The 20,222-nt window shown below is 61.9% G+C and carries 22 protein-coding genes; 14 read left to right on the forward strand and 8 right to left on the reverse strand.

Annotated elements, in window-relative coordinates; translation table 11 throughout:
- Positions 1 to 7: 7 nt before the first annotated feature.
- The 6 genes from M1D78_RS04280 to M1D78_RS04305 form a co-directional block, all read right to left on the reverse strand.
- The gene (locus M1D78_RS04280) at positions 8 to 1,519 is read right to left on the reverse strand and encodes an RNA polymerase factor sigma-54 (RefSeq protein ID WP_437422697.1); all 1,512 of its coding nucleotides are present in this window, start codon (positions 1,517 to 1,519) and stop codon (positions 8 to 10) included.
- Between the two features lie 147 nt (positions 1,520 to 1,666).
- Positions 1,667 to 2,392: an LPS export ABC transporter ATP-binding protein gene (gene lptB / locus M1D78_RS04285; protein WP_437422698.1), complete on the reverse strand. Its 726-nt coding sequence runs from the start codon at positions 2,390 to 2,392 to the stop codon at positions 1,667 to 1,669.
- The gene (gene lptA, locus M1D78_RS04290; RefSeq protein ID WP_437422699.1) at positions 2,392 to 2,940 is read right to left on the reverse strand and encodes a lipopolysaccharide transport periplasmic protein LptA; all 549 of its coding nucleotides are present in this window, start codon (positions 2,938 to 2,940) and stop codon (positions 2,392 to 2,394) included. The genes lptB and lptA overlap by 1 nt, the downstream gene beginning before the upstream one ends.
- On the reverse strand, positions 2,927 to 3,499 hold the full coding sequence (gene lptC, locus M1D78_RS04295; RefSeq protein ID WP_437422700.1) for an LPS export ABC transporter periplasmic protein LptC: 573 nt from the start codon (positions 3,497 to 3,499) through the stop codon (positions 2,927 to 2,929). Before lptC ends, lptA begins: the two co-directional genes overlap by 14 nt.
- An 8-nt stretch (positions 3,500 to 3,507) precedes the next feature.
- Entirely contained in the window at positions 3,508 to 4,029 is a 522-nt protein-coding gene (locus M1D78_RS04300; protein ID WP_437422701.1) for a KdsC family phosphatase, read from the reverse strand.
- Between the two features lies 1 nt (position 4,030).
- The gene (locus tag M1D78_RS04305; RefSeq protein WP_437422723.1) at positions 4,031 to 5,005 is read right to left on the reverse strand and encodes a KpsF/GutQ family sugar-phosphate isomerase; all 975 of its coding nucleotides are present in this window, start codon (positions 5,003 to 5,005) and stop codon (positions 4,031 to 4,033) included.
- A 271-nt stretch (positions 5,006 to 5,276) separates the two neighbouring features.
- Between M1D78_RS04305 and M1D78_RS04310 the strand changes: the two genes are divergently transcribed.
- The 11 genes from M1D78_RS04310 to hisC all read left to right on the forward strand — a co-directional run bounded on the left by M1D78_RS04310 (position 5,277) and on the right by hisC (position 13,832).
- Positions 5,277 to 6,092: an ATP-binding cassette domain-containing protein gene (locus M1D78_RS04310; RefSeq protein ID WP_437422702.1), complete on the forward strand. Its 816-nt coding sequence runs from the start codon at positions 5,277 to 5,279 to the stop codon at positions 6,090 to 6,092.
- Positions 6,085 to 6,882 carry a lipid asymmetry maintenance ABC transporter permease subunit MlaE gene (gene mlaE / locus M1D78_RS04315; protein WP_437422703.1) on the forward strand — a complete coding sequence of 266 codons (798 nt, stop codon included), beginning with the start codon at positions 6,085 to 6,087 and terminating at the stop codon, positions 6,880 to 6,882. Before M1D78_RS04310 ends, mlaE begins: the two co-directional genes overlap by 8 nt.
- Entirely contained in the window at positions 6,882 to 7,340 is a 459-nt protein-coding gene (mlaD, locus tag M1D78_RS04320; RefSeq protein WP_437422704.1) for an outer membrane lipid asymmetry maintenance protein MlaD, read from the forward strand. The genes mlaE and mlaD overlap by 1 nt, the downstream gene beginning before the upstream one ends.
- 11 nt (positions 7,341 to 7,351) lie before the next feature.
- A complete protein-coding gene (locus tag M1D78_RS04325; protein ID WP_437422705.1) occupies positions 7,352 to 8,005 on the forward strand; it encodes an MlaC/ttg2D family ABC transporter substrate-binding protein in 654 nt (217 codons plus the stop codon).
- On the forward strand, positions 7,998 to 8,312 hold the full coding sequence (locus M1D78_RS04330; protein ID WP_437422706.1) for an STAS domain-containing protein: 315 nt from the start codon (positions 7,998 to 8,000) through the stop codon (positions 8,310 to 8,312). The genes M1D78_RS04325 and M1D78_RS04330 overlap by 8 nt, the downstream gene beginning before the upstream one ends.
- Before the next feature lie 11 nt (positions 8,313 to 8,323).
- Positions 8,324 to 8,806 (forward strand): phosphate-starvation-inducible protein PsiE, encoded by a 483-nt coding sequence (locus tag M1D78_RS04335; protein ID WP_437422707.1) that lies wholly within the window; start codon positions 8,324 to 8,326, stop codon positions 8,804 to 8,806.
- Between the two features lie 98 nt (positions 8,807 to 8,904).
- Complete coding sequence (locus tag M1D78_RS04340; RefSeq protein ID WP_437422708.1) at positions 8,905 to 9,144, forward strand: BolA family protein; 240 nt, start codon at positions 8,905 to 8,907, stop codon at positions 9,142 to 9,144.
- A 103-nt stretch (positions 9,145 to 9,247) separates the two neighbouring features.
- The gene (gene murA, locus M1D78_RS04345) at positions 9,248 to 10,513 is read left to right on the forward strand and encodes a UDP-N-acetylglucosamine 1-carboxyvinyltransferase (RefSeq protein WP_437422709.1); all 1,266 of its coding nucleotides are present in this window, start codon (positions 9,248 to 9,250) and stop codon (positions 10,511 to 10,513) included.
- A gap of 95 nt (positions 10,514 to 10,608) precedes the next feature.
- Positions 10,609 to 11,238 (forward strand): ATP phosphoribosyltransferase, encoded by a 630-nt coding sequence (gene hisG / locus M1D78_RS04350; RefSeq protein WP_437422710.1) that lies wholly within the window; start codon positions 10,609 to 10,611, stop codon positions 11,236 to 11,238.
- A gap of 123 nt (positions 11,239 to 11,361) precedes the next feature.
- Positions 11,362 to 12,672 carry a histidinol dehydrogenase gene (gene hisD, locus M1D78_RS04355; protein ID WP_437422711.1) on the forward strand — a complete coding sequence of 437 codons (1,311 nt, stop codon included), beginning with the start codon at positions 11,362 to 11,364 and terminating at the stop codon, positions 12,670 to 12,672.
- Between the two features lie 101 nt (positions 12,673 to 12,773).
- Positions 12,774 to 13,832 carry a histidinol-phosphate transaminase gene (gene hisC, locus M1D78_RS04360; protein WP_437422712.1) on the forward strand — a complete coding sequence of 353 codons (1,059 nt, stop codon included), beginning with the start codon at positions 12,774 to 12,776 and terminating at the stop codon, positions 13,830 to 13,832.
- Positions 13,833 to 13,886: 54 nt separating this feature from the next.
- Here the strand turns inward: hisC and algW are convergent, their stop codons facing one another.
- Positions 13,887 to 15,047 carry a Do family serine endopeptidase AlgW gene (algW, locus tag M1D78_RS04365; RefSeq protein WP_437422713.1) on the reverse strand — a complete coding sequence of 387 codons (1,161 nt, stop codon included), beginning with the start codon at positions 15,045 to 15,047 and terminating at the stop codon, positions 13,887 to 13,889.
- A 183-nt stretch (positions 15,048 to 15,230) separates the two neighbouring features.
- On the opposite strand from algW, the gene M1D78_RS04370 reads away from it, so the two are divergent.
- The 3 genes from M1D78_RS04370 to cysN all read left to right on the forward strand — a co-directional run bounded on the left by M1D78_RS04370 (position 15,231) and on the right by cysN (position 18,983).
- Positions 15,231 to 15,989 carry a Nif3-like dinuclear metal center hexameric protein gene (locus M1D78_RS04370; protein ID WP_437422714.1) on the forward strand — a complete coding sequence of 253 codons (759 nt, stop codon included), beginning with the start codon at positions 15,231 to 15,233 and terminating at the stop codon, positions 15,987 to 15,989.
- Positions 15,990 to 16,154: 165 nt separating this feature from the next.
- The gene (gene cysD / locus M1D78_RS04375) at positions 16,155 to 17,072 is read left to right on the forward strand and encodes a sulfate adenylyltransferase subunit CysD (protein ID WP_437422715.1); all 918 of its coding nucleotides are present in this window, start codon (positions 16,155 to 16,157) and stop codon (positions 17,070 to 17,072) included.
- A gap of 12 nt (positions 17,073 to 17,084) precedes the next feature.
- A complete protein-coding gene (cysN, locus tag M1D78_RS04380) occupies positions 17,085 to 18,983 on the forward strand; it encodes a sulfate adenylyltransferase subunit CysN (RefSeq protein WP_437422716.1) in 1,899 nt (632 codons plus the stop codon).
- A gap of 302 nt (positions 18,984 to 19,285) precedes the next feature.
- Here the strand turns inward: cysN and M1D78_RS04385 are convergent, their stop codons facing one another.
- Positions 19,286 to 19,834 carry an REP-associated tyrosine transposase gene (locus tag M1D78_RS04385; protein WP_437422717.1) on the reverse strand — a complete coding sequence of 183 codons (549 nt, stop codon included), beginning with the start codon at positions 19,832 to 19,834 and terminating at the stop codon, positions 19,286 to 19,288.
- Positions 19,835 to 20,222: the final 388 nt, after the last annotated feature.

Consider the following 20,222-nt stretch of genomic DNA (forward strand, 5'->3'; position numbering starts at 1 on the left):
CCGGTATCTACAGTAACCGCTTGCGCTCGCTGGACGGCGCGATACCCAGTGACTCACGGTATTTTGCGACGGTACGGCGTGCTACCTGGATGCCCTGCTCTTCCAGTAAACCAGCGATCTTACTGTCGCTCAACGGCTTTTTCGGGTTTTCCGCGGCGACCAGCTTCTTGATGATCGCGCGGATCGCGGTGGACGAGCATTCGCCGCCTTCCGCGGTGCTGACGTGGCTGGAGAAAAAGTACTTGAGCTCGTAGATGCCGCGTGGGGTATGCATGAATTTCTGAGTGGTCACGCGGGAAATCGTCGACTCGTGCATGCCCACCGCTTCGGCGATGTCATGCAGGACCAGCGGCTTCATCGCCTCGTCGCCATGGTCGAGGAAGCCGCGCTGGTGTTCGACAATCTGCGTGGCAACCTTCATCAGCGTCTCGTTGCGGCTGAGCAGGCTCTTGATGAACCAGCGCGCCTCTTGCAACTGGTTGCGCATGAAGGTGTTGTCGGCGCTGGAGTCGGCGCGTTTGACGAAGCCGGCATACTGCGCGTTGACTCGCAGACGAGGCATCGCTTCCTGATTGAGTTCGACCAGCCAGCGGTCGTTGTGCTTGCGTACGATGACGTCCGGCACGACGTACTCGGGTTCGCTCGCCTCGATCTGCGAACCGGGGCGCGGATTAAGCGTCTGGATCAAGTCGACGACCTGGCGTAGCTCGTCCTCCTTGAGCTTCATGCGGCGCATGAGCAGCGCGTAGTCGCGGTTGCCAAGGATATCCAGGTGATCGCTCACCAGGCGTACTGCCTCGGTCAGCCAGGGCGTGCGCTCAGGCAGCTGGCGCAGCTGCAGAAGCAGGCATTCGCGCAGGTCCCGGGCGCCAATCCCGGCGGGCTCGAACTGCTGGATGCGGCGCAGCACCACTTCGATTTCGTCGAGCTCGATTTCCAGTTCTGGATCGAACGACTCCAGGACTTCTTCGAGCGTTTCCTCGAGGTAGCCCTGCGGGTTGATGCAGTCGATCAGGGTGGCGGCAATGAGCCGGTCGGTGTCGCTCATGGGCGCAAGGTTCAACTGCCAGAGCAGGTGGCTCTGCAAGCTCTCACCAGCGGACGTGCGGGTGGTGAAGTCCCAGTCGTCGTCATCGCTGCTCGGCAGGTTGCTGGCGCTGGTCTGGTAGATGTCTTCCCAAGCGGTGTCGACGGGCAATTCGTCAGGGATGCGGTCGCCCCAATCGCCTTCATCGGCGTGTTCGGCGGTGCTGACGGTTTCTTCATAACGGCTGTCCGCGCCGTTCGGTTCGGGCGTCGAAGCATTGTCCGTCTGGGTCTCGATCGACTCGGCCATTACGTCCGAGCCCTCGAAATCATCCCCATCCTCTTCGCGTTCCAGCATGGGGTTGGAATCCAGCGCTTCCTGAATCTCCTGCTGGAGATCGAGCGTGGATAACTGGAGCAACCGTATGGCCTGTTGCAGCTGCGGTGTCATCGTCAGCTGCTGGCCCATCTTCAGGACTAGCGATGGTTTCATGGCAGAGGACTTCGAACCTTGTTTGCCGGCGCAACCGCGCCTGTTCCGACTGTTGGCGGCTTGGGCGCCAGAGGAAGCAAATTATATGCCTGCTGGCGAAGCCTTTGCCTAGCCCTTGGGCGCGACGTCTCCTGAAAAAAAAGCCGGTCAGAGCCTGAATTCGTGGCCCAAGTACACTTCCTTGACGAGTTGGTTGGCCAGGATGGTTTGCGCGTCGCCTTCAGCGATCAGCTGGCCATCGTTGACGATATAGGCTGTCTCGCAGATATCCAGCGTCTCGCGCACGTTGTGGTCGGTGATGAGCACGCCGATACCCTTGGCCTTCAGGTGATGGATGATCTGCTTGATATCGCCGACCGATATGGGGTCGACGCCGGCAAACGGCTCATCGAGCAGGATGAACTTGGGCGCGGTGGCCAGCGCACGTGCGATCTCGACCCGGCGTCGCTCCCCGCCCGACAGACTCATGCCCAGGCTGTCGCGGATATGGCTGATGTGAAACTCCTGCAGCAGCCCTTCCAGCGCCTGTTGGCGCCCACTGCGATCGAGGTCTTTGCGGGTCTCGAGGATGGCCATGATGTTGTCGGCGACCGAGAGCTTGCGAAAGATCGAGGCCTCCTGCGGCAGATACCCAATGCCAGCGCGTGCCCGGCCGTGCATTGGCAGGTGCGTCACGTCGTTATCGTCGATGAGGACTCGTCCCTGGTCGGCCCTGACCAGGCCAACGATCATGTAGAAACAGGTCGTCTTGCCCGCGCCGTTCGGGCCTAGCAAGCCAACGATCTGGCCGCTTTCGATGGACAGGCTGACATCACGAACGACCTGGCGGCTCTTGTAGCTCTTAGCGAGGTGCTGGGCCTTGAGGGTTGCCATTACTCGCTCTGCTCCGTTGCCGGCTGGTCGCGCTTGCGCGGCTGGATGACCATATCGACCCGTGGGCGCGGGGTCGTGACATCCGCATTGGTGGCGCGCCCGGCGTTCACGATTTGGCGCTGGGTGTCGTAAACGATTTTCTCGCCTTCGAAGGTATTGCCTTCCTGGACCACTTTGGCTTGGTCGATGAGCACGATGCGCTCGTTTGCCGCGAAATACTGGATGGTCAGGCCGTACGCCTTGACGATCTCCTTGTCGACGGCGGGCTTCTGCTCGTAATAGGCCGGCTTGCCGATGGACGTGAAGACCTCCACGTCACCGTTTGCGTTCTGGGTGATGGTAACGGTGTCGCCAGTTATCTTCATGGTGCCTTGGGTGATGACCACATCGCCGCGGTACACCGCGACGCCTTGGCGATCATCCAGTTCAGCCGTGTCGGCCTGGACGCGGATCGGCTGGTTGCGATCCTCGGGCAGCGCATGGGCATTGGCACCGAGCAGAAGAATGCTCAGACCGAGCAAGAAGGGGAGAGTCTTAACGCAGCTCATGCTGGCCTCTTACGTTGGATAGCAGGAGCATCCTGCCTTCGTTCATGTACGCTTTCATGCCCGTGGCGGTGGTCACGCCGTTCGCGGCGACGATTCTAACGGGTTGCCGGGTCTCGGCATAATCCTTCTCCGGCAGCACGGTCATCCGGCTGCTGGTCACGATGGTGGGGCGGCCTTTGGCATCGGTTCGCTCGATACGCACGTTGTCGATCAGCTCGACTTCCTCGCCCTGCGGCCCGACTTCGCCGCGCTCGCTGGTGACGTGCCAGGGCAGGTCGGTGCCGCGGTAGGACTTGAGGTCCGGCCGGGTAAGCAGGCTGACGTCGCTAGCCTTGACGTGCTCGACCTTCTCGGCGACCAGTTCGTAGTTGCGCTTGCCGTCGGGCTGGTATTGCACGGTGCGCGAGTTGATCACGTAGAAATCGATGGGAGACTCCGGCGCTGTAACGGCGGCTGGCGTCTCCATGAAACTCTCGGGGCGGATATTCCAGTAGCCGATGGCGCCCAACGATAGGGCGATCAGCAACAGGACGGCAGGCAGGCGAATCTTGCTCAGCATGGTCACCTCTACAAATAGGCAGCCTGGGCTGCCTCGAGGGTGCCCTGGGCGCGCATGATCAGCTCGCAGAATTCGCGCGCGGCGCCTTCGCCACCTCGGGCGCCGGTGACGCCGTGGGCATGCTCGCGCACAAACGCGTCGGCGCTCGCGACCGCCATGCCCAGCCCGACTCGGCGAATCACTGGCAAGTCCGGCAAGTCGTCGCCCAGGTAGGCGACTTCGGCATAGTCCAGGCCGAGTTCGCCGAGCAACTCGTCGAGCACGACCAGCTTGTCTTCGCGCCCCTGATAGAGATGCTGGATGCCGAGGTTCTGCGCACGACGTTCAACGACGGGTGTCTTGCGGCCGCTGATGATCGCGGCGCGTACGCCAGAGTTGATCAGCATTTTGATGCCATGCCCGTCGAGCGTATTGAAGGTCTTGAACTCGCTGCCGTCCACCAGGAAGTAGAGCTTGCCGTCCGTCAGCACGCCGTCGACATCGAAGATCGCCAGGCGTACGCCGCGAGCACGTTGTAACAAGTCGTTCATCTCACATCACCCCCGCGCGCAGCAGATCGTGCATGTTCAGTGCGCCGACGGGACGGTCGCTATCGTCGACCACGACCAGTGCGTTGATCTTGTTGTCCTCCATGATCTTTAGCGCTTCGGCTGCGAGCATATCGGCGTTTGCGGTCTTGCCATGGACCGTCATGACCTGGTCGATGATGGCCTCGCGAACGTCAACGCTTTTGTCCAGGGTTCGGCGCAGATCGCCATCCGTGAAGATTCCGGCGAGGGTCCCGTCCTTCTCGACGATGACCGTCATGCCGAGGCCTTTGCGGGTCATCTCGAGCAGGGCTTCGCGCAGCGAGGTGCCGCGATTCACGCGAGGCAGTCGCTCACCGGAATGCATCACGTGTTCGACTTTCAGCAGCAGGCGGCGGCCCAATGCACCCCCGGGGTGGGAAAACGCGAAGTCTTCGGCGGTGAAACCACGCGCCTCGAGCAGCGCGATCGCCAGGGCGTCGCCCAGCACGAGGCTCGCCGTGGTGGAAGAGGTGGGGGCCAGGTTGAGCGGGCAGGCCTCGATGGCGACGCTGGCGTCCAGGTTGACCTGAGCCGCTTTGGCCAGTACCGACTCGGGGTTGCCGGTCATGCTGATCAAAGTGATGCCGAGGCGCTTGATCAACGGCAGCAAGGTCACGATCTCACTGGTGCTGCCCGAATTGGAGAGGGCCAGCACCACGTCGTCGCGCGTGATCATGCCCATGTCGCCATGGCTGGCTTCGGCGGGATGAACGAAGAACGCGGTGGTGCCAGTGCTCGCCAGGGTCGCCGCGATCTTGTTGCCGATATGCCCGGACTTGCCCATGCCGACCACTACGACCCGGCCCTTGCATTGCAGGATGAGTTCGCAAGCCTTGACGAATTCAGCGCCGATGCGGCCTTTAAGCTGCTCAACCGCATCGATTTCCATGCGAATGGTGCGCTGAGCCGTCTCGATCAAATGGCTGCTCTGGTTCATCTGTGCATCGTCACCTAGGCTAAAGCGCGGGATTATAGCGACATTCACCTGGTCGCTCATCGAAAAACCTGAGTGCGTATGTCTGCTTGATGTGTCCGCTGCGGAGGCTGAACGGGCGCTGAACGAGCGACGTGATTCACGCCCGGACACAGTCGCACGCTGTGGATGGCCCTGGCGCGGTGCTATAGTTCGCCGCCGAAAAACGGTCGCGCGAAGTATCCCCGGAATGCCTGGGAGCGTCTGACTCGCAGGCTGTATCCAAGGAGAACCGATGAGCGTCGCCAACGCTAACGCTGTCGAGCTGAAGGGCGTCACCTTCACGCGCGGCGAGCGAAGCATTTTCCGTGACATTGATATCGTCATACCGCGAGGCAAGGTGACGGCCATTATGGGCCCGTCCGGCTGCGGTAAGACGACGCTGTTGCGTCTGATCGCCGCACAATTGAAACCCGATCGGGGTGAGGTCTGGGTCGCAGGCACCAACCTGCCGACGCTGTCCCGGCGCGAACTGTTCGACATGCGCAAGCAGATGGGCGTGCTGTTCCAAAGTGGTGCGCTGTTCACTGATCTGGACGTGTTCGAGAACGTCGCGTTTCCCCTGCGCGTGCACACCAAGCTGCCTGAAGAGATGATCCGCGACATCGTGCTGATGAAGCTTCAGGCCGTCGGCCTGCGTGGCGCCATCGACCTCATGCCTGACGAGTTGTCCGGCGGCATGAAGCGCCGCGTGGCGCTGGCCAGGGCGATCGCGCTGGATCCGCAGATCCTTATGTACGACGAGCCGTTCGCCGGCCAGGACCCTATCGCCATGGGTGTGCTGGTCCAGTTGATCCGGCTGCTCAACGATGCCCTCGGCATCACGAGTATCGTGGTTTCGCATGACCTTGCCGAAACGGCAAGCATCGCTGACTACATCTATGTGGTCGGGGAGGGCCAGGTACTCGCTCAGGGAACACCCGACGCGCTGCGGCGCTCGGACAATCCGCGTATCCAGCAATTCATGCGCGGTACGGCAGATGGCCCGGTACCGTTTCATTTCCCCGCGCCGGCTTATGCGGACGATCTGCTGCGAGGTTCCGATGCGTAGGCGTTCATTGATCGAACGAGTCCGGCTGCTGGGCGAGGCCGGCCTGAACGTGGTCGCGGCCCAGGGGCGTGCGACGCTGTTCCTGTTCCATGCGCTGTTCGGTCCGAGCGGGCTGGACAATCGTTTCTCCCTGCTGGTGCGCCAGCTGTATTCGGTGGGCGTGCTGTCGCTGGCCATCGTCGTGGTGTCCGGCATCTTCATCGGCATGGTCCTGGCGCTGCAGGGCTACAGCATTCTGAGCAGCTATGGCTCCGAGCAGGCAGTCGGACAGATGGTCGCGCTGACCTTGCTGCGCGAGCTGGGCCCTGTAGTCACCGCGCTGCTCTTCGCGGGCCGAGCTGGTTCGGCGCTGGCCGCCGAGATCGGCAACATGAAATCCACCGAGCAGCTGTCCAGCCTGGAGGTGATCGGCGTCGATCCGCTGAAGTACATCATTGCGCCGCGGTTGTGGGCCGGCTTCATTTCGCTGCCGTTGCTGACGCTGATTTTCAACGTCGTCGGCATCTGGGGTGGCGCGATGGTTGCGGTGGACTGGCTCGGGGTTTACGAGGGGTCGTTCTGGGCGAACATGCAGAACAGCGTGACCTTCAGCTCCGATGTGCTCAACGGCGTGATCAAAAGCCTGGTGTTCGCCCTTGTCGTAACCTGGATCGCGGTGTTCCAGGGCTATGACTGCGAGCCGACGTCCGAAGGCATCAGCCGCGCCACGACCCGTACCGTGGTCTATGCCTCCCTCGCGGTGCTTGGCCTCGACTTTATTCTGACCGCGTTGATGTTTGGAGACTTTTGATGCGCATCCGCACCCTGGAAATCGGTGTTGGCCTGTTCCTGCTGGCGGGCATCCTGGCTTTGCTACTGTTGTCGCTGCGCGTCAGTGGCCTCAATGCAGCCGGTGCCGACACCTATAAGTTGTATGCCTATTTCGACAATATTGCCGGTCTGAGTGTCCGATCCAAGGTAACCATGGCTGGTGTGACTATCGGCAAGGTGACCGCGATCGACCTTGATCGCGAGAGTTATACCGGACGTGTCACGCTGGAGATCCAGGAGGATGTGAACATCCTGCCTGCCGACTCGACGGCGTCGATCCTGACGGCCGGGCTGCTGGGCGAGAAGTATGTCGGCATCAGCGTTGGTGGGGATGAGGAGACGCTGGGTGATGGCGATACCATTCGCGACACTCAATCCTCTCTCGTGCTGGAAGACCTGATCGGCAAATTCCTGCTCAATTCGGTAAATAAAGAATGAGGAGTTACTCCATGTCTATCGCCTTGCGTCGTGGTCTGTTGATCCTGCTCGCGCTCATCCTGCCGCTTTCGGCCCAGGCGGCGCCGAGCGCCCACGAGGTCATCCAGTCGTCCACCGATCGTCTGCTGGCGGATCTGAAGGCCAACAAGGAGCAGTATCGCCAGGACCCGAATGCATTCTATGAATCGCTGAACGAGATACTCGGCCCTGTCGTGGATGCCGAGGGTATCTCCCGCAGCATCATGACCGTGCGCTACTCGCGTAACGCTTCACCGGAACAGATGAAGCGTTTCGAGGAAAACTTCAAACGCAGCCTGATGCAGTTCTACGGAAACGCTTTGCTGGAGTACGACAACCAGCAGATTCGCGTGCTGCCGGCTAGTGGAAAACAGGACGCCGAGCGCACCAGTGTCGGCATGGAAGTGACCGGGCGTCAGGGCGAGATCTATCCGGTTTCCTACACCATGGTCAATCAGGACGGTGACTGGCTGGTACGTAACGTCATCATCAACGGGATCAACATCGGCAAGCTGTTCCGGGATCAATTCGCCGATGCCATGCAGAAGAACGGCGGCGACCTGGACAAGACAATCAATGGCTGGGCGCAGGTCGTGGCGAATGCCAAGGACACCGCCGCGGGCCAGAAGGCGGCCGGCGATGAGTGAAACCAGAGTCGAGCAAGGTGGCGACGGAAGCCTCAGGCTCTTCGGCGTGCTCGACTACCAGACTGGCCCGGCGCTGCGCAGTGAAGGGCGCGCCCTGATCGGCAGTGGGGATAAGCAGCGGCTGACGATCGATTGCTCCGGCGTCGAAAAATCCAGCAGCGTGGGCCTGTCCCTGCTGCTGGCCTTCACTCGCGACGCCAGGCGGGCTGGCCGTGAGGCTGTCATCGTTGGCATGCCCGAGGACATGCGTGATATCGCCCGGGTGTCGGGCCTGATGGAAGTCCTGTCGCTACAGGAACACGCGTAGGGAGTGCGTAGATGATCTTGCGTTGGGCGGAAGCGACACGGACGAAAGTGCACAAGGCGGCGGAGTCGCTGGGTAATCTGTTCGTCGAGACCTTTCACTACTTGTCATTGTTCGCCATCGGTGCGGTGACGGCGTGGGCGGGGCTCGTCGCCTTCCTCGGCATGATCGAGAAGGGCAGCATCAGCGTCGATGACATTCTGCTGCTGTTCATCTATCTAGAGCTCGGTGCCATGGTTGGCATCTATTTCAAGACCAACCACATGCCGGTCCGCTTCCTTATTTACGTGGCGATCACCGCGCTGACCCGGCTGCTGATCTCGGATGTCTCGCACCACCATCGACCGGACATGGGCGTGGTCTACATTTCCGGTGCGATCCTGTTGCTGGCACTGGCGATCCTCGTGGTGCGCTACGCCTCCTCGCGTTTTCCCTCGGTGGTCGCTGAAGACCGTCACCGGCCAAAGCGCGACCGCGAGGTCGAAACGCTCGATTGAGCGAGCTTCGTCAGCTTGCGAGGCCGCGGGGTTCGCAGCTATTGGGGTTTTTTGTATGATGGCCGGCCGCGCGCGTCCGGCGCCGATCGAGGTAGAACATGCAGGCTGCAGAAGTTAAGAAATTCCTGGAAGAGAAGCTTCCAGGCGCTCAGGTGGAAGTTGAAGGCGAAGGCTGCAACTTCCAGTTGAACATCATCAGCGACGAGTTGGCCGCCCTTGGGCCGGTCAAGCGCCAGCAGAAGATCTACACCCATCTGAACCCATGGATCGCAGACGGCAGCATCCACGCCGTCACCATGAAGTTCTTCAGCCAGGCCGATTGGGCCGGGCGCAACTGATCGGGCCTGGCTCCGATCGTGAAGACTGATTTCAAGCGGCGCGCCTCGTCTGTTCGCGCCCTTCTCCGAGTGGGCTTCGAGCCTGCGGGCTACGGGAATTTCCATGGATAAACTGATCATTACCGGCGGCGCCCGCCTCGACGGCGAGATTCGTATCTCCGGCGCGAAGAACTCTGCGCTGCCGATCCTTGCAGCGACGCTGCTTGCCGATACGCCTGTCACCGTCTGCAACCTGCCGCACCTGCACGACATCACCACGATGATTGAACTGTTCGGCCGCATGGGTGTGCAGCCTGTCATCGACGAGAAACTGGCTGTCGAGGTCGATGCCAGCAGCATCAAGACGCTCGTTGCGCCTTACGAGCTGGTCAAGACCATGCGCGCGTCGATTCTCGTGCTCGGTCCGATGGTCGCGCGTTTTGGTGAAGCCGAAGTGGCGCTGCCTGGTGGTTGTGCGATCGGTTCGCGTCCCGTCGACTTGCATATTCGGGGCCTCGAGGCGATGGGCGCGCAAATCGACGTCGAAGGCGGCTACATCAAGGCAAAGGCACCAGCCGGCGGGCTTCGCGGCGCGCATTTCTTCTTCGATATCGTCAGCGTGACCGGTACCGAGAACATCATGATGGCGGCGGCCCTGGCCAATGGCCGTTCGGTGTTGGAAAACGCGGCGCGTGAGCCGGAAGTGGTCGACCTGGCCAACTTCCTCAACGCGATGGGCGCGAAGATCACCGGCGCCGGCACCGACACCATTGTCATCGAGGGCGTCAAACGTCTGGGTGGCGGCCGTTTCAGCGTCATGCCCGACCGCATCGAAACCGGCACCTACCTCGTCGCTGCAGCTGCGACCGGCGGGCGTGTACGGTTGAAAGATACCGACGCCACGCTGCTCGAAGCGGTGCTGCACAAACTCGAGGAAGCCGGTGCTCATATCGATACCGGCAGCAACTGGATCGAGCTGGACATGAAGGGCAACCGCCCCAAGGCCGTCAACATTCGCACCGCGCCATATCCGGCGTTCCCTACCGACATGCAGGCACAGTTCATTTCGCTGAATGCCGTGGCCGAGGGTACCGGAACCGTCATCGAGACGGTGTTCGAGAACCGCTTCATGCACGTCTATGAAATGAACCGCATGGGCGCGCAGATTCTTGTCGAAGGCAATACGGCGATCGTCACGGGCGTACCGACGCTCAAGGGTGCACCAGTGATGGCGACCGACCTGCGCGCCTCGGCGAGCCTCGTGATCGCCGGTCTGGTGGCCGAAGGCGATACGCTGATCGATCGCATCTACCACATCGACCGCGGCTACGAGTGCATCGAGGAAAAACTGCAGCTGTTGGGGGCGAAGATTCGCCGCGTTCCCGGCTGACGGATCGCTGAAGCCCGCCGGCGCCTGCCAGGCAGGACGCCGGCTCGCCGGCTACTTTGGCCGGCCTCCATCAGGTTCAAGGAAACGCTCTGCCCATGCTTACCATCGCCCTGTCCAAAGGCCGCATCCTCGACGACACGCTCCCGCTGCTGGCGGCGGCTGGTATCGAGCCGACCGAAAATCCCGAGAAAAGCCGCAAGCTCATCATCCCGACGACCCAGGCCGACGTACGCCTGTTGATCGTGCGGGCAACCGACGTCCCAACCTACGTCGAGCAGGGCGCAGCCGACCTTGGCGTCGCCGGCAAGGACGTGCTCATGGAGTTCGGCGGCCAGGGGCTCTACGAGCCGCTGGACCTGAAAATCGCCAACTGCAAGCTGATGACCGCTGGCAAGGTCGGCGTACCGGAGCCAAAGGGCCGGCTACGTGTGGCAACCAAGTTCGTCAACGTCGCCAAGCGTTATTACGCCGAACAGGGCCGCCAGGTAGACATCATCAAGCTCTACGGCTCGATGGAACTGGCCCCGCTGGTGGGCCTCGCGGACAAGATCATCGACGTGGTCGATACCGGCAATACGCTACGTGCCAATGGCCTGGAGCCGCAGGAGTTGATCGCGCCGATCAGCTCGCGCCTGGTGGTCAACAAGGCGTCGATGAAGATGCAGCACGCGCGTATCCAGGCCTTGATCGACACCTTGCAGCGCGCGGTCGATCAGCGCGGCTAAGCGCCGCGGTCAGCCGGACCGTCACTATCCGCGCCATAGCGAAATTCCCGGGTGCCGGCGCGGTTGGCTTGTTACTCTACGGCGCCTGGACAACTGCAAGACGCATCCCTCATGAGGCCCGTTATGACCGCTTCCCTCGACCTTCGCCGACTCAACGCCGCTGATCCCGATTTCGCTCGACACTTGGATCATCTGCTGAGCTGGGAAAGCGTGTCCGACGAGGGCGTCAATCAGCGGGTACTGGACATCATCGCTGCCGTGCGCGCGCGCGGCGACGCCGCGCTGGTCGAATTGACGCAGCGATTCGACGGGTTGCAAGTCGCCTCGATGGCTGACCTCATCCTGCCTCGAGCGCGCCTCGAAGCTGCACTTGAGCGCATCACTCCGGCCCAGCGCCAGGCGCTTGAAGCGGCTGCCGAGCGGGTTCGTACCTATCACGAACGTCAGAAGCAAGACTCCTGGCGATACACCGAGGCCGACGGCACGGTGCTTGGCCAGCAGGTGACTCCGCTCGACCGCGCCGGCCTCTACGTGCCGGGCGGCAAGGCGTCCTACCCATCATCGGTACTGATGAACGCCATCCCCGCCAAGGTAGCGGGCGTACCGGAGGTGGTGATGGTGGTGCCGACGCCCCGCGGCGAAATCAACGAGCTCGTGCTGGCGGCGGCATGTATCGCAGGTGTCGATCGAGTCTTCACCATCGGTGGCGCCCAAGCCGTCGCTGCGTTGGCCTACGGCACGGAGAGCGTGCCACCGGTGGACAAGATTGTCGGCCCCGGCAACATCTACGTGGCGACCGCCAAGCGCCACGTGTTCGGCAAGGTTGGCATCGACATGATTGCCGGTCCGTCCGAAATCCTCGTGGTCTGCGACGGCCAGACGGATCCTGACTGGATCGCAATGGACCTGTTCTCCCAAGCCGAGCACGACGAAGACGCCCAGTCGATCCTTGTCAGCCCCGACGCCGCCTTCCTCGATCGCGTCGCCGAAAGCATTGCGCGGCTGCTGCCAACGCTGGAGCGCGCTGACATCGCACGTGCGTCGATGCAGGGTCGCGGCGCGCTGATTCAGGTCGCCGACATGAAGCAGGCGATCGAAGTCGCCAACCGTATCGCGCCGGAACACCTGGAGTTGTCGGTCGCCGAGCCTGAACAGTGGCTGCCGCACATCCGCCACGCTGGTGCGATCTTCATGGGGCGTTACACCGCCGAGGCGCTGGGCGATTACTGTGCCGGCCCGAACCACGTCTTGCCGACGTCCGGCACGGCGCGCTTCTCATCGCCGCTCGGTGTGTACGACTTCCAGAAGCGTTCCTCGATCATCCATTGCTCGGCTGATGGCGCCTCCGAACTCGGCAAGATCGCCTCCGTGCTTGCCCGCGGCGAGTCGCTGACGGCGCACGCGCGCAGCGCCGAGTACCGGATCAAGCCGTGATCCAGTAGGAGCAGCTGCCTGGCGATTCGCGCTCAAAGCCATCGCCAGCACGCCGGCTTCCGCACCACCTAGACCCCCAACGAATTCGAGGAGAGAAGGGCATGAGCAAGTTCTGGAGCCCTTTCGTCAAGGACCTGGTCCCCTATGTTCCCGGCGAACAGCCCAAGCTGAGCAAGCTGGTCAAGCTCAACACCAATGAGAACCCATATGGCCCTTCGCCGAAGGCGGTGGCGGCGATGCACGCAGAGTTGGGCGATAGCCTGCGCCTGTATCCAGACCCCAACGGCGAGCGGCTCAAGCGGGCCGTGGCGGACTACTACGGCGTGCGACCCGAGCAGGTGTTCGTTGGTAACGGTTCGGACGAGGTGCTCGCCCATGCGTTCCACGGCCTGTTCCAACACCGTGAACCACTGCTTTTCCCGGACATCAGCTACAGCTTCTACCCGGTGTATTGCGGACTCTACGGCATCGAGTACCAGGCGATACCGCTCGACGACGGTTTCAACATCGACGTGGCCGATTATGCACGGCCCAACGGTGGAATCATTTTCCCCAACCCGAACGCACCGACCGGCTGCCTGCTCGGGCTCACGGCCATTGAGCAGTTGTTGACGGGCAGCCCCGATTCGGTGGTGCTGGTCGATGAAGCCTATATCGATTTCGGTGGCGACTCGGCCATCGCGCTGGTCGATCGTTATCCTAATCTGCTGGTCACCCAGACCCTATCAAAGTCACGCTCGCTGGCCGGTTTGCGGGTCGGGCTGGCGGTTGGGCATCCGGACCTGATCGAGGCTCTGGAGCGCATCAAGAACAGCTTTAACTCTTATCCGCTCGATCGTGTCGCCATCGCCGGAGCCGCAGCGGCGTTCGAAGATCGCGACCATTTCGAGCAGACGCGCCGGCAGGTTATCGACAGTCGCGAAGCGGTGACCGCGTCGATGAAAGCGCTGGGTTTCGAGGTGCTGCCATCGGCCACGAACTTTATTTTTGCCCGTCATCCAGCGCACGATGCGTCTCTGGTCGCGGCACGTCTGCGCGAGCAGGGCATTATTGTTCGTCACTTCAAGGCGGCGCGGATCGATCAGTTCTTGCGCATCACAATCGGCACGCCTGAGCAGAACCAGGCGTTGCTCGACGCGCTGGGTCAGCTCATCGGCTGATCGTCACGCAGCGGCGCCGCCCTTGCGCGGCGGCGTCGTTCGCCTCGTGGCCTTTTATTGCTGGGGGCTCTTTTCGACCAGTGGACGCATGCCCACCTCGGCCGTGAGCGTGAGCGGCTTACCGTTACGTAGGATGTCGATATCGATGCGATCACCGGGCCGCGCCCGCGCGACCTGGTTCATCGATGTGCGACCGTCCAGCGCCTGCTCTCCATCAATGCTGAGAATCAGGTCGCCGGGTTGCAGGCCCGCGCGCTCGGCGGGCCCGTCGCGATACACCCCGGCGACGACGATTCCGGGGCGCCCGGCCTGACCGAAGGACTCTGCCAGCTCTTGGGTCAGCGATTGGACCTCGACGCCCAGCCAGCCGCGGATGACCTGGCCGTGCTCGATGATCGACTTCATCACCTCCATGGCCAGCTTCACCGGGATCGCAAAGCCGATGCCCTGCGAGCCGCCCGACTCCGAAATGATCGCGGTGTTGATGCCGATCAAGTGGCCGGCGGTGTCGACCAACGCGCCGCCTGAGTTGCCGCGGTTGATCGCCGCGTCGGTCTGGATGAAGTCTTCATAGGTATTCAGCCCAAGCTGGTTGCGGCCGGTGGCACTGATGATCCCCATAGTGACGGTCTGGCCAACGCCGAACGGGTTCCCAATCGCCAGGGTGACGTCGCCGATGCGAATGCTGTCCGAATGGCCAAGCGTGATGGCGGGCAGATTGGCCAGGTCGATCTTGAGCACGGCGAGATCGGTCTCGGGGTCGCTACCGATGACCCTGGCAAGGGTTTCGCGGCCGTCACGCAACGCCACGACGATCTGCTCGGCATTGGCCGTCACGTGGTAGTTGGTCAGCAGATAGCCTTCGGGGCTCATGATCACCGCCGAGCCCAGGCTCGACTCCATCCGGCGCTGGCGCGGCAGGCTGTCGCCAAAGAAGCGCTGGAACAGCGGATCATCCTTGAGCATCGGCTGTTGCGCGGAGCTGTCGATTACCTTGGTGGTGTATAGGTTGGCTACGGCCGGGGCCGCACCACTCACGGCGCTCGCATAGGAATAAGGACCTTGCCGCGGGGCGCCGGCTGGTAACGTCTGTTGCAAGGTGTATTCGGGTTCGGCGGTCATGCCGACCAGATGGGGGTAGCGCTGAATGATCAGCAGGGCCAGCAGCAAGCCCACCAGCAACGGCCAGCCGATAAAACGCAGGGCATTGATCATCGCGATTGAAAATCCGGACAGGTTGCTCGGGGCAGGGGTGCCCTTTAAGGTGGCGGCATTATACGAAGCTGACGAGGAAATGCAGCTTAGTCCATGTGATTCTGGGTATTCATCCGCACGGCTTAGTTCGCCCCGTTGCAGAGCGACCCAGGTTCGCACGTCAATCGAACTGGGAGAGGCTTGATGGCCGTTGCACTGTCGACTTTGGTGGCGTACGCCGATCGTTATCTGAACGCGGGCAAGATTGCCGATTACTGCCCCAATGGGCTGCAGGTCGAGGGCCGCGCCGAGGTGAGCCGTATCGTCAGCGGCGTTACTGCGAGCCAGGCGCTGCTGGATGCAGCCGTCGAAGCCGGCGCGGACGTTGTATTGGTCCACCACGGCTACTTCTGGAAGAACGAAGATCCACGTGTGCTGGGCATGAAGCAACGGAGGCTCAGGACGTTGCTGCTCAACGACATCAGCCTGCTGGCCTACCATCTGCCGCTAGACGTCCATCCCGAGGTCGGTAACAACGTGCAGCTGGCGCGTGTGCTCGGGTTGCTGGAGGAGGGGCCGCTCGAACCTGACAATCCGCGCTCGGTGGGGCTGGTCGGCTCGCTCCCAGAGCCGCTTCTCCCGTCTGAATTGGCGGCGCGGATACAGCGCGAGCTGGGGCGTGAGCCGCTAACGGTCGCGGGCACGGCTCCTATTCAGCGCATCGCCTGGTGCACCGGTGGCGCTCAGGGTTACATCGAACAGGCTGTCGCAGCAGGCGCCGATGCGTACTTGACTGGGGAGGTGTCCGAGCAGACGGTGCATGTCGCGCGTGAGACGGGCATCAGTTTCTTCGCTGCGGGCCATCATGCAACGGAGCGCTATGGCGTCCAAGCGCTTGGGGAGCATCTGGCGCGGCAATTCGGCATCGAGCACCGGTTCATTGACTGCCCGAACCCTGCGTGATCACTGGCCGATACGCCGACGCTCACGGTCTCGCGACCATTTTGGCGCGGCATAAACCTAGAGCATTTCGATCTAACCGGCGGCCTGATTAGAATTTATCGCCGTGATAAAGTGGCGCCCTCGTTCCGGCCTGCCGGCCGTCCATCTGCCTATACGTGAGTAGCCATGGTCGACAAACTGACGCATCTGAAACAGCTGGAGGCGGAAAGCATCCACATCATCCGTGAGGTGGCCGCCGAATTCGACAACCCGGTGATGCTCTATTCCATCGGCAAGGACTCGGCCGTGATGCTGCATCTGGCGCGCAAGGCGTTCTTTCCAGGCCGCCTGCCGTTCCCGGTGATGCACGTCGATACGCGCTGGAAGTTCCAGGAGATGTACCGCTTCCGCGAAAAGATGGTCACGGAAATGGACCTGGACCTGATCACGCACATCAATCCCGATGGCGTGGCGCAGAACATCAACCCGTTCACCCACGGCAGTGCCAAGCACACCGACATCATGAAAACCGAGGGGCTCAAGCAGGCGCTGGACAAGCACGGTTTTGATGCGGCCTTCGGCGGTGCGCGGCGTGACGAAGAGAAATCGCGAGCCAAAGAGCGCGTCTACTCGTTCCGCGACAGCAAGCACCGCTGGGATCCGAAGAACCAGCGCCCGGAGCTGTGGAACGTCTACAACGGCAACGTGAAGAAGGGCGAGTCGATCCGCGTCTTCCCACTGTCGAACTGGACCGAGCTGGACATCTGGCAATACATCTATCTGGAACAGATCCCGATCGTGCCGCTGTACTTCGCCGCCGAGCGCGAAGTCATCGAGAAAAACGGCACCCTGATCATGATCGACGACGAACGCATCCTCGAGCACCTCAGCGACGAGGAAAAGGCGCGTATCGAGAAGCGTATGGTTCGCTTCCGCACCCTGGGCTGCTACCCGCTGACGGGCGCCGTTGAATCCACCGCGACGACCTTGCCGGAAATCATCCAGGAGATGCTCCTGACCCGCACCTCCGAACGCCAGGGCCGCGTCATCGACCACGATGCCACCGGGTCGATGGAAGAAAAGAAACGCCAGGGTTACTTCTAAGGATTACGCACCATGTCTCATCAGTCAGATTTGATCGGCCAGGACATCCTCGCGTACCTGGCGCAGCACGAGCGCAAAGAACTCCTGCGGTTTCTCACCTGCGGCAACGTCGACGACGGCAAGAGCACCCTGATCGGGCGTTTGCTGCACGACTCCAAGATGATCTACGAGGATCACCTCGAGGCGATCACGCGCGACTCGAAAAAATCCGGCACCACGGGCGATGACGTCGACCTGGCGCTGCTGGTCGATGGCCTCCAGGCCGAGCGCGAGCAGGGCATCACCATCGACGTGGCCTACCGTTATTTCTCCACGGCCAAGCGCAAGTTCATCATCGCCGATACCCCTGGCCATGAGCAGTACACGCGCAACATGGCCACCGGTGCCTCGACCTGCGACCTGGCAATCATCCTCGTCGACGCGCGCTACGGCGTGCAGACGCAGACCAAGCGCCACAGCTTCATCACTTCGCTCCTGGGCATCAAACACATCGTTGTCGCCATCAACAAGATGGACCTGATGGACTTCGACCAGCAGGTCTTCGAGAAGATCAAGGCCGACTACCTGGCCTTTGCCGAGCGTATCGAGCTGCAACCGACGTCCTTGCACTTCGTGCCGATGTCGGCGCTCAAGGGCGACAACGTGGTCAACCGTTCCGAGCGTGCGCCTTGGTACGAAGGGCAGTCGCTAATGGAGATTTTGGAAAGCGTCGAGATCGCTGGCGATCGCAACTTCGAGGACCTGCGCTTCCCGGTGCAGTACGTCAACCGCCCCAACCTCAACTTCCGTGGTTTCGCTGGCACACTGGCCAGCGGCATCGTGCGCAAGGGCGACGAGGTGTTGGTATTGCCGTCCGGCAAGCGCAGCACCGTCAAATCCATCGTCACATTTGACGGCGAGCTGGAGCAGGCGACCCCGGGCGAAGCCATCACGCTGACCCTCGAAGACGAGATCGATGTGTCGCGCGGTGACATGCTGGTCCACGCCGACAACCAGCCGCGCATCGCCGACGCGTTCGATGCCGTGCTGGTGTGGATGGCCGAGGAGCCGATGCTGCCTGGCAAGAAATATGACATCAAGCGCGCCACCAGCTACGTCCCCGGTTCCATCGCCAGCATCACGCACCGCGTGGATGTGAACACCCTGGAGCATGGCCCGGCCAGCAGCCTGCAGCTCAACGAGATCGGGCGGGTAAAGGTCAGCCTTGATGCGCCGATTGCGCTCGACGGCTACGCGCAGAACCGCACCACTGGCGCCTTCATCATCATCGATCGCCTGACCAATGGCACCGTCGGCGCCGGTATGATCATCGCCGATCCCTTGTCGCACGGTACGTCCGGCCATCATGGCGCGCTCGCGCACGTATCGACCGACGAGCGCGCGACGCGTTTTGGCCAGCAGCCCGCGACCGTACTGTTTACCGGTCTTTCGGGTGCGGGCAAGAGCACGCTGGCCTACGCGGTCGAGCGCAAGCTCTTCGACATGGGGCGCGCGGTCTATGTGCTGGACGGGCAGAACCTGCGTCATGACCTGAACAAGGGCCTGCCGCAGGACCGCGCTGGTCGCACCGAAAATTGGCGCCGCGCCGCGCATGTGGCGCGCCAGTTCAACGAGGCCGGTCTGATCACCCTGGCTGCGTTCGTTGCTCCAGATGCCGAGGGCCGTGAACAGGCCAAGGCGCTGATCGGCGCTGATCGGGTCGTCACCGTCTACGTACAGGCGTCACCGCAGGCGTGCCAACAGCGCGACCCGCAGGGGCTTTACGCTGCCGGTAGCGACAATATCCCGGGCGAGTCCTTCCCGTACGACATCCCGGGCAATGCCGATCTCGTCATCGACACCGAGTCGCTGAGCGTGGAAGAGGGTGCCAAGCAGGTGATTGATTTGCTGCGTAAGCGCGGCGCTATCTAAGCGAGCCTTCGTTGACGCGAAAACGCCCTGCTAATGCAGGGCGTTTTTGTTTGGGCTGCATTGCCCGTCATTCCGCGCAGCTAAGCAACGTAGGTTGGATTAGCCGAAGGCGTAATCCGACGGTCGCGTGGATGCGTGCGTGCTTGCGTGCGGGTACGGTGTCTGGTCGATTCGATGCGCCCATGCTCGGTAAACGACGCAAGCGCCTCTGGCGATTCCATCCTTCGAAAGCCGCACACAGCCGATGCCGTGCGGCACACACGACGTAGGTTGGATTAGCCGAAGGCGTAATCCGACAGAGGCTACATGTCACGATGCCCACGCACCGCGCCAGGGACGAGAAGCGACGGATCGCCCGCCCAGTCAACTGGATAAAGTCCCGCACGCACATCACGGTGAAAGCTCGAATAGGGCCAGTCGCATACGCGCCGAACCAGGCCGTGCTTGAGTGGATTGACGTGAACGTAATCGACATGCCGGCGGAAGTCGCTTTCATTGCGGATCATGTGCTCCCAATAGCGACGTTGCCAGATACCGCGCTCACCTCGTTGCAGGCGCACCGCCGATCGATATTCGCCAGGAGGCAAGGCGCGGCTGAAGAACGTTTTGATCAGCCGCCACCGCAGAGCGTAGTCCGCGTCACCTGGCGGTAGCGTCCAAACACAATGCATGTGCTCGGGGAGCACAACCCAGGCGTCGATGGTAAACGGATGGAGCCGGTGTACCCGCCGGACCGACGCCCGAAACAGATCGATATGCCGCACCAGCAAATCGTTGCCGCGTCGCTCCAGCAGATTCACAGTGAAAAACCAGCTCGCCCCCGGGACGAGGGCGCGACGGTAGTTAGGCATCCTTGCCTCCAGCGTTGCAATTGCTGGAAGTGTAGGCGGCACCAATCGCGGTTGGTGCGGCCTATTCGTGATAAACGACAAGCCGGCACACAAACCGATGCGCAGACGATGAAGGTTGGATTAGCCGAAGGCGTAATCCTACGTTTGTGTGGGTGCGTGCGGGTGCGGTGGTGGGGCAACCGATATGGCCGGTTCGCGGTAAACGACGGAAGCGCCTCCGGCGATTCCATCCTACGAAGCGATTCTCCGTCCCGTGGTGTCCGTCATTCGGCGCAGTCAAGCAACGTAGGTTGGATTAGCCAAAGGCGTAATCCGACGTTCGCGTGAATGCGTGCGGGTGCGGTGTTTGATTGATCACTGTGCCCGCGCGCGGTAACCGACGGAAGCG

It is taken from the genome of Pseudomonas sp. SA195, from assembly GCF_054131565.1.

Excerpts from the sequence above, each read along its gene's own strand:
- M1D78_RS04280 (WP_437422697.1), bottom strand. The coding sequence starts at position 1,519 with ATGAAACCATCGCTAGTCCTGAAGATGGGCCAGCAGCTGACGATGACA.
- lptB (WP_437422698.1), bottom strand. The coding sequence starts at position 2,392 with ATGGCAACCCTCAAGGCCCAGCACCTCGCTAAGAGCTACAAGAGCCGC.
- lptA (WP_437422699.1), bottom strand. The coding sequence starts at position 2,940 with ATGAGCTGCGTTAAGACTCTCCCCTTCTTGCTCGGTCTGAGCATTCTT.
- lptC (WP_437422700.1), bottom strand. The coding sequence starts at position 3,499 with ATGCTGAGCAAGATTCGCCTGCCTGCCGTCCTGTTGCTGATCGCCCTA.
- M1D78_RS04300 (WP_437422701.1), bottom strand. The coding sequence starts at position 4,029 with ATGAACGACTTGTTACAACGTGCTCGCGGCGTACGCCTGGCGATCTTC.
- M1D78_RS04305 (WP_437422723.1), bottom strand. The coding sequence starts at position 5,005 with ATGAACCAGAGCAGCCATTTGATCGAGACGGCTCAGCGCACCATTCGC.
- M1D78_RS04310 (WP_437422702.1), top strand. The coding sequence starts at position 5,277 with ATGAGCGTCGCCAACGCTAACGCTGTCGAGCTGAAGGGCGTCACCTTC.
- mlaE (WP_437422703.1), top strand. The coding sequence starts at position 6,085 with ATGCGTAGGCGTTCATTGATCGAACGAGTCCGGCTGCTGGGCGAGGCC.
- mlaD (WP_437422704.1), top strand. The coding sequence starts at position 6,882 with ATGCGCATCCGCACCCTGGAAATCGGTGTTGGCCTGTTCCTGCTGGCG.
- M1D78_RS04325 (WP_437422705.1), top strand. The coding sequence starts at position 7,352 with ATGTCTATCGCCTTGCGTCGTGGTCTGTTGATCCTGCTCGCGCTCATC.
- M1D78_RS04330 (WP_437422706.1), top strand. The coding sequence starts at position 7,998 with ATGAGTGAAACCAGAGTCGAGCAAGGTGGCGACGGAAGCCTCAGGCTC.
- M1D78_RS04335 (WP_437422707.1), top strand. The coding sequence starts at position 8,324 with ATGATCTTGCGTTGGGCGGAAGCGACACGGACGAAAGTGCACAAGGCG.
- M1D78_RS04340 (WP_437422708.1), top strand. The coding sequence starts at position 8,905 with ATGCAGGCTGCAGAAGTTAAGAAATTCCTGGAAGAGAAGCTTCCAGGC.
- murA (WP_437422709.1), top strand. The coding sequence starts at position 9,248 with ATGGATAAACTGATCATTACCGGCGGCGCCCGCCTCGACGGCGAGATT.
- hisG (WP_437422710.1), top strand. The coding sequence starts at position 10,609 with ATGCTTACCATCGCCCTGTCCAAAGGCCGCATCCTCGACGACACGCTC.
- hisD (WP_437422711.1), top strand. The coding sequence starts at position 11,362 with ATGACCGCTTCCCTCGACCTTCGCCGACTCAACGCCGCTGATCCCGAT.
- hisC (WP_437422712.1), top strand. The coding sequence starts at position 12,774 with ATGAGCAAGTTCTGGAGCCCTTTCGTCAAGGACCTGGTCCCCTATGTT.
- algW (WP_437422713.1), bottom strand. The coding sequence starts at position 15,047 with ATGATCAATGCCCTGCGTTTTATCGGCTGGCCGTTGCTGGTGGGCTTG.
- M1D78_RS04370 (WP_437422714.1), top strand. The coding sequence starts at position 15,231 with ATGGCCGTTGCACTGTCGACTTTGGTGGCGTACGCCGATCGTTATCTG.
- cysD (WP_437422715.1), top strand. The coding sequence starts at position 16,155 with ATGGTCGACAAACTGACGCATCTGAAACAGCTGGAGGCGGAAAGCATC.
- cysN (WP_437422716.1), top strand. The coding sequence starts at position 17,085 with ATGTCTCATCAGTCAGATTTGATCGGCCAGGACATCCTCGCGTACCTG.
- M1D78_RS04385 (WP_437422717.1), bottom strand. The coding sequence starts at position 19,834 with ATGCCTAACTACCGTCGCGCCCTCGTCCCGGGGGCGAGCTGGTTTTTC.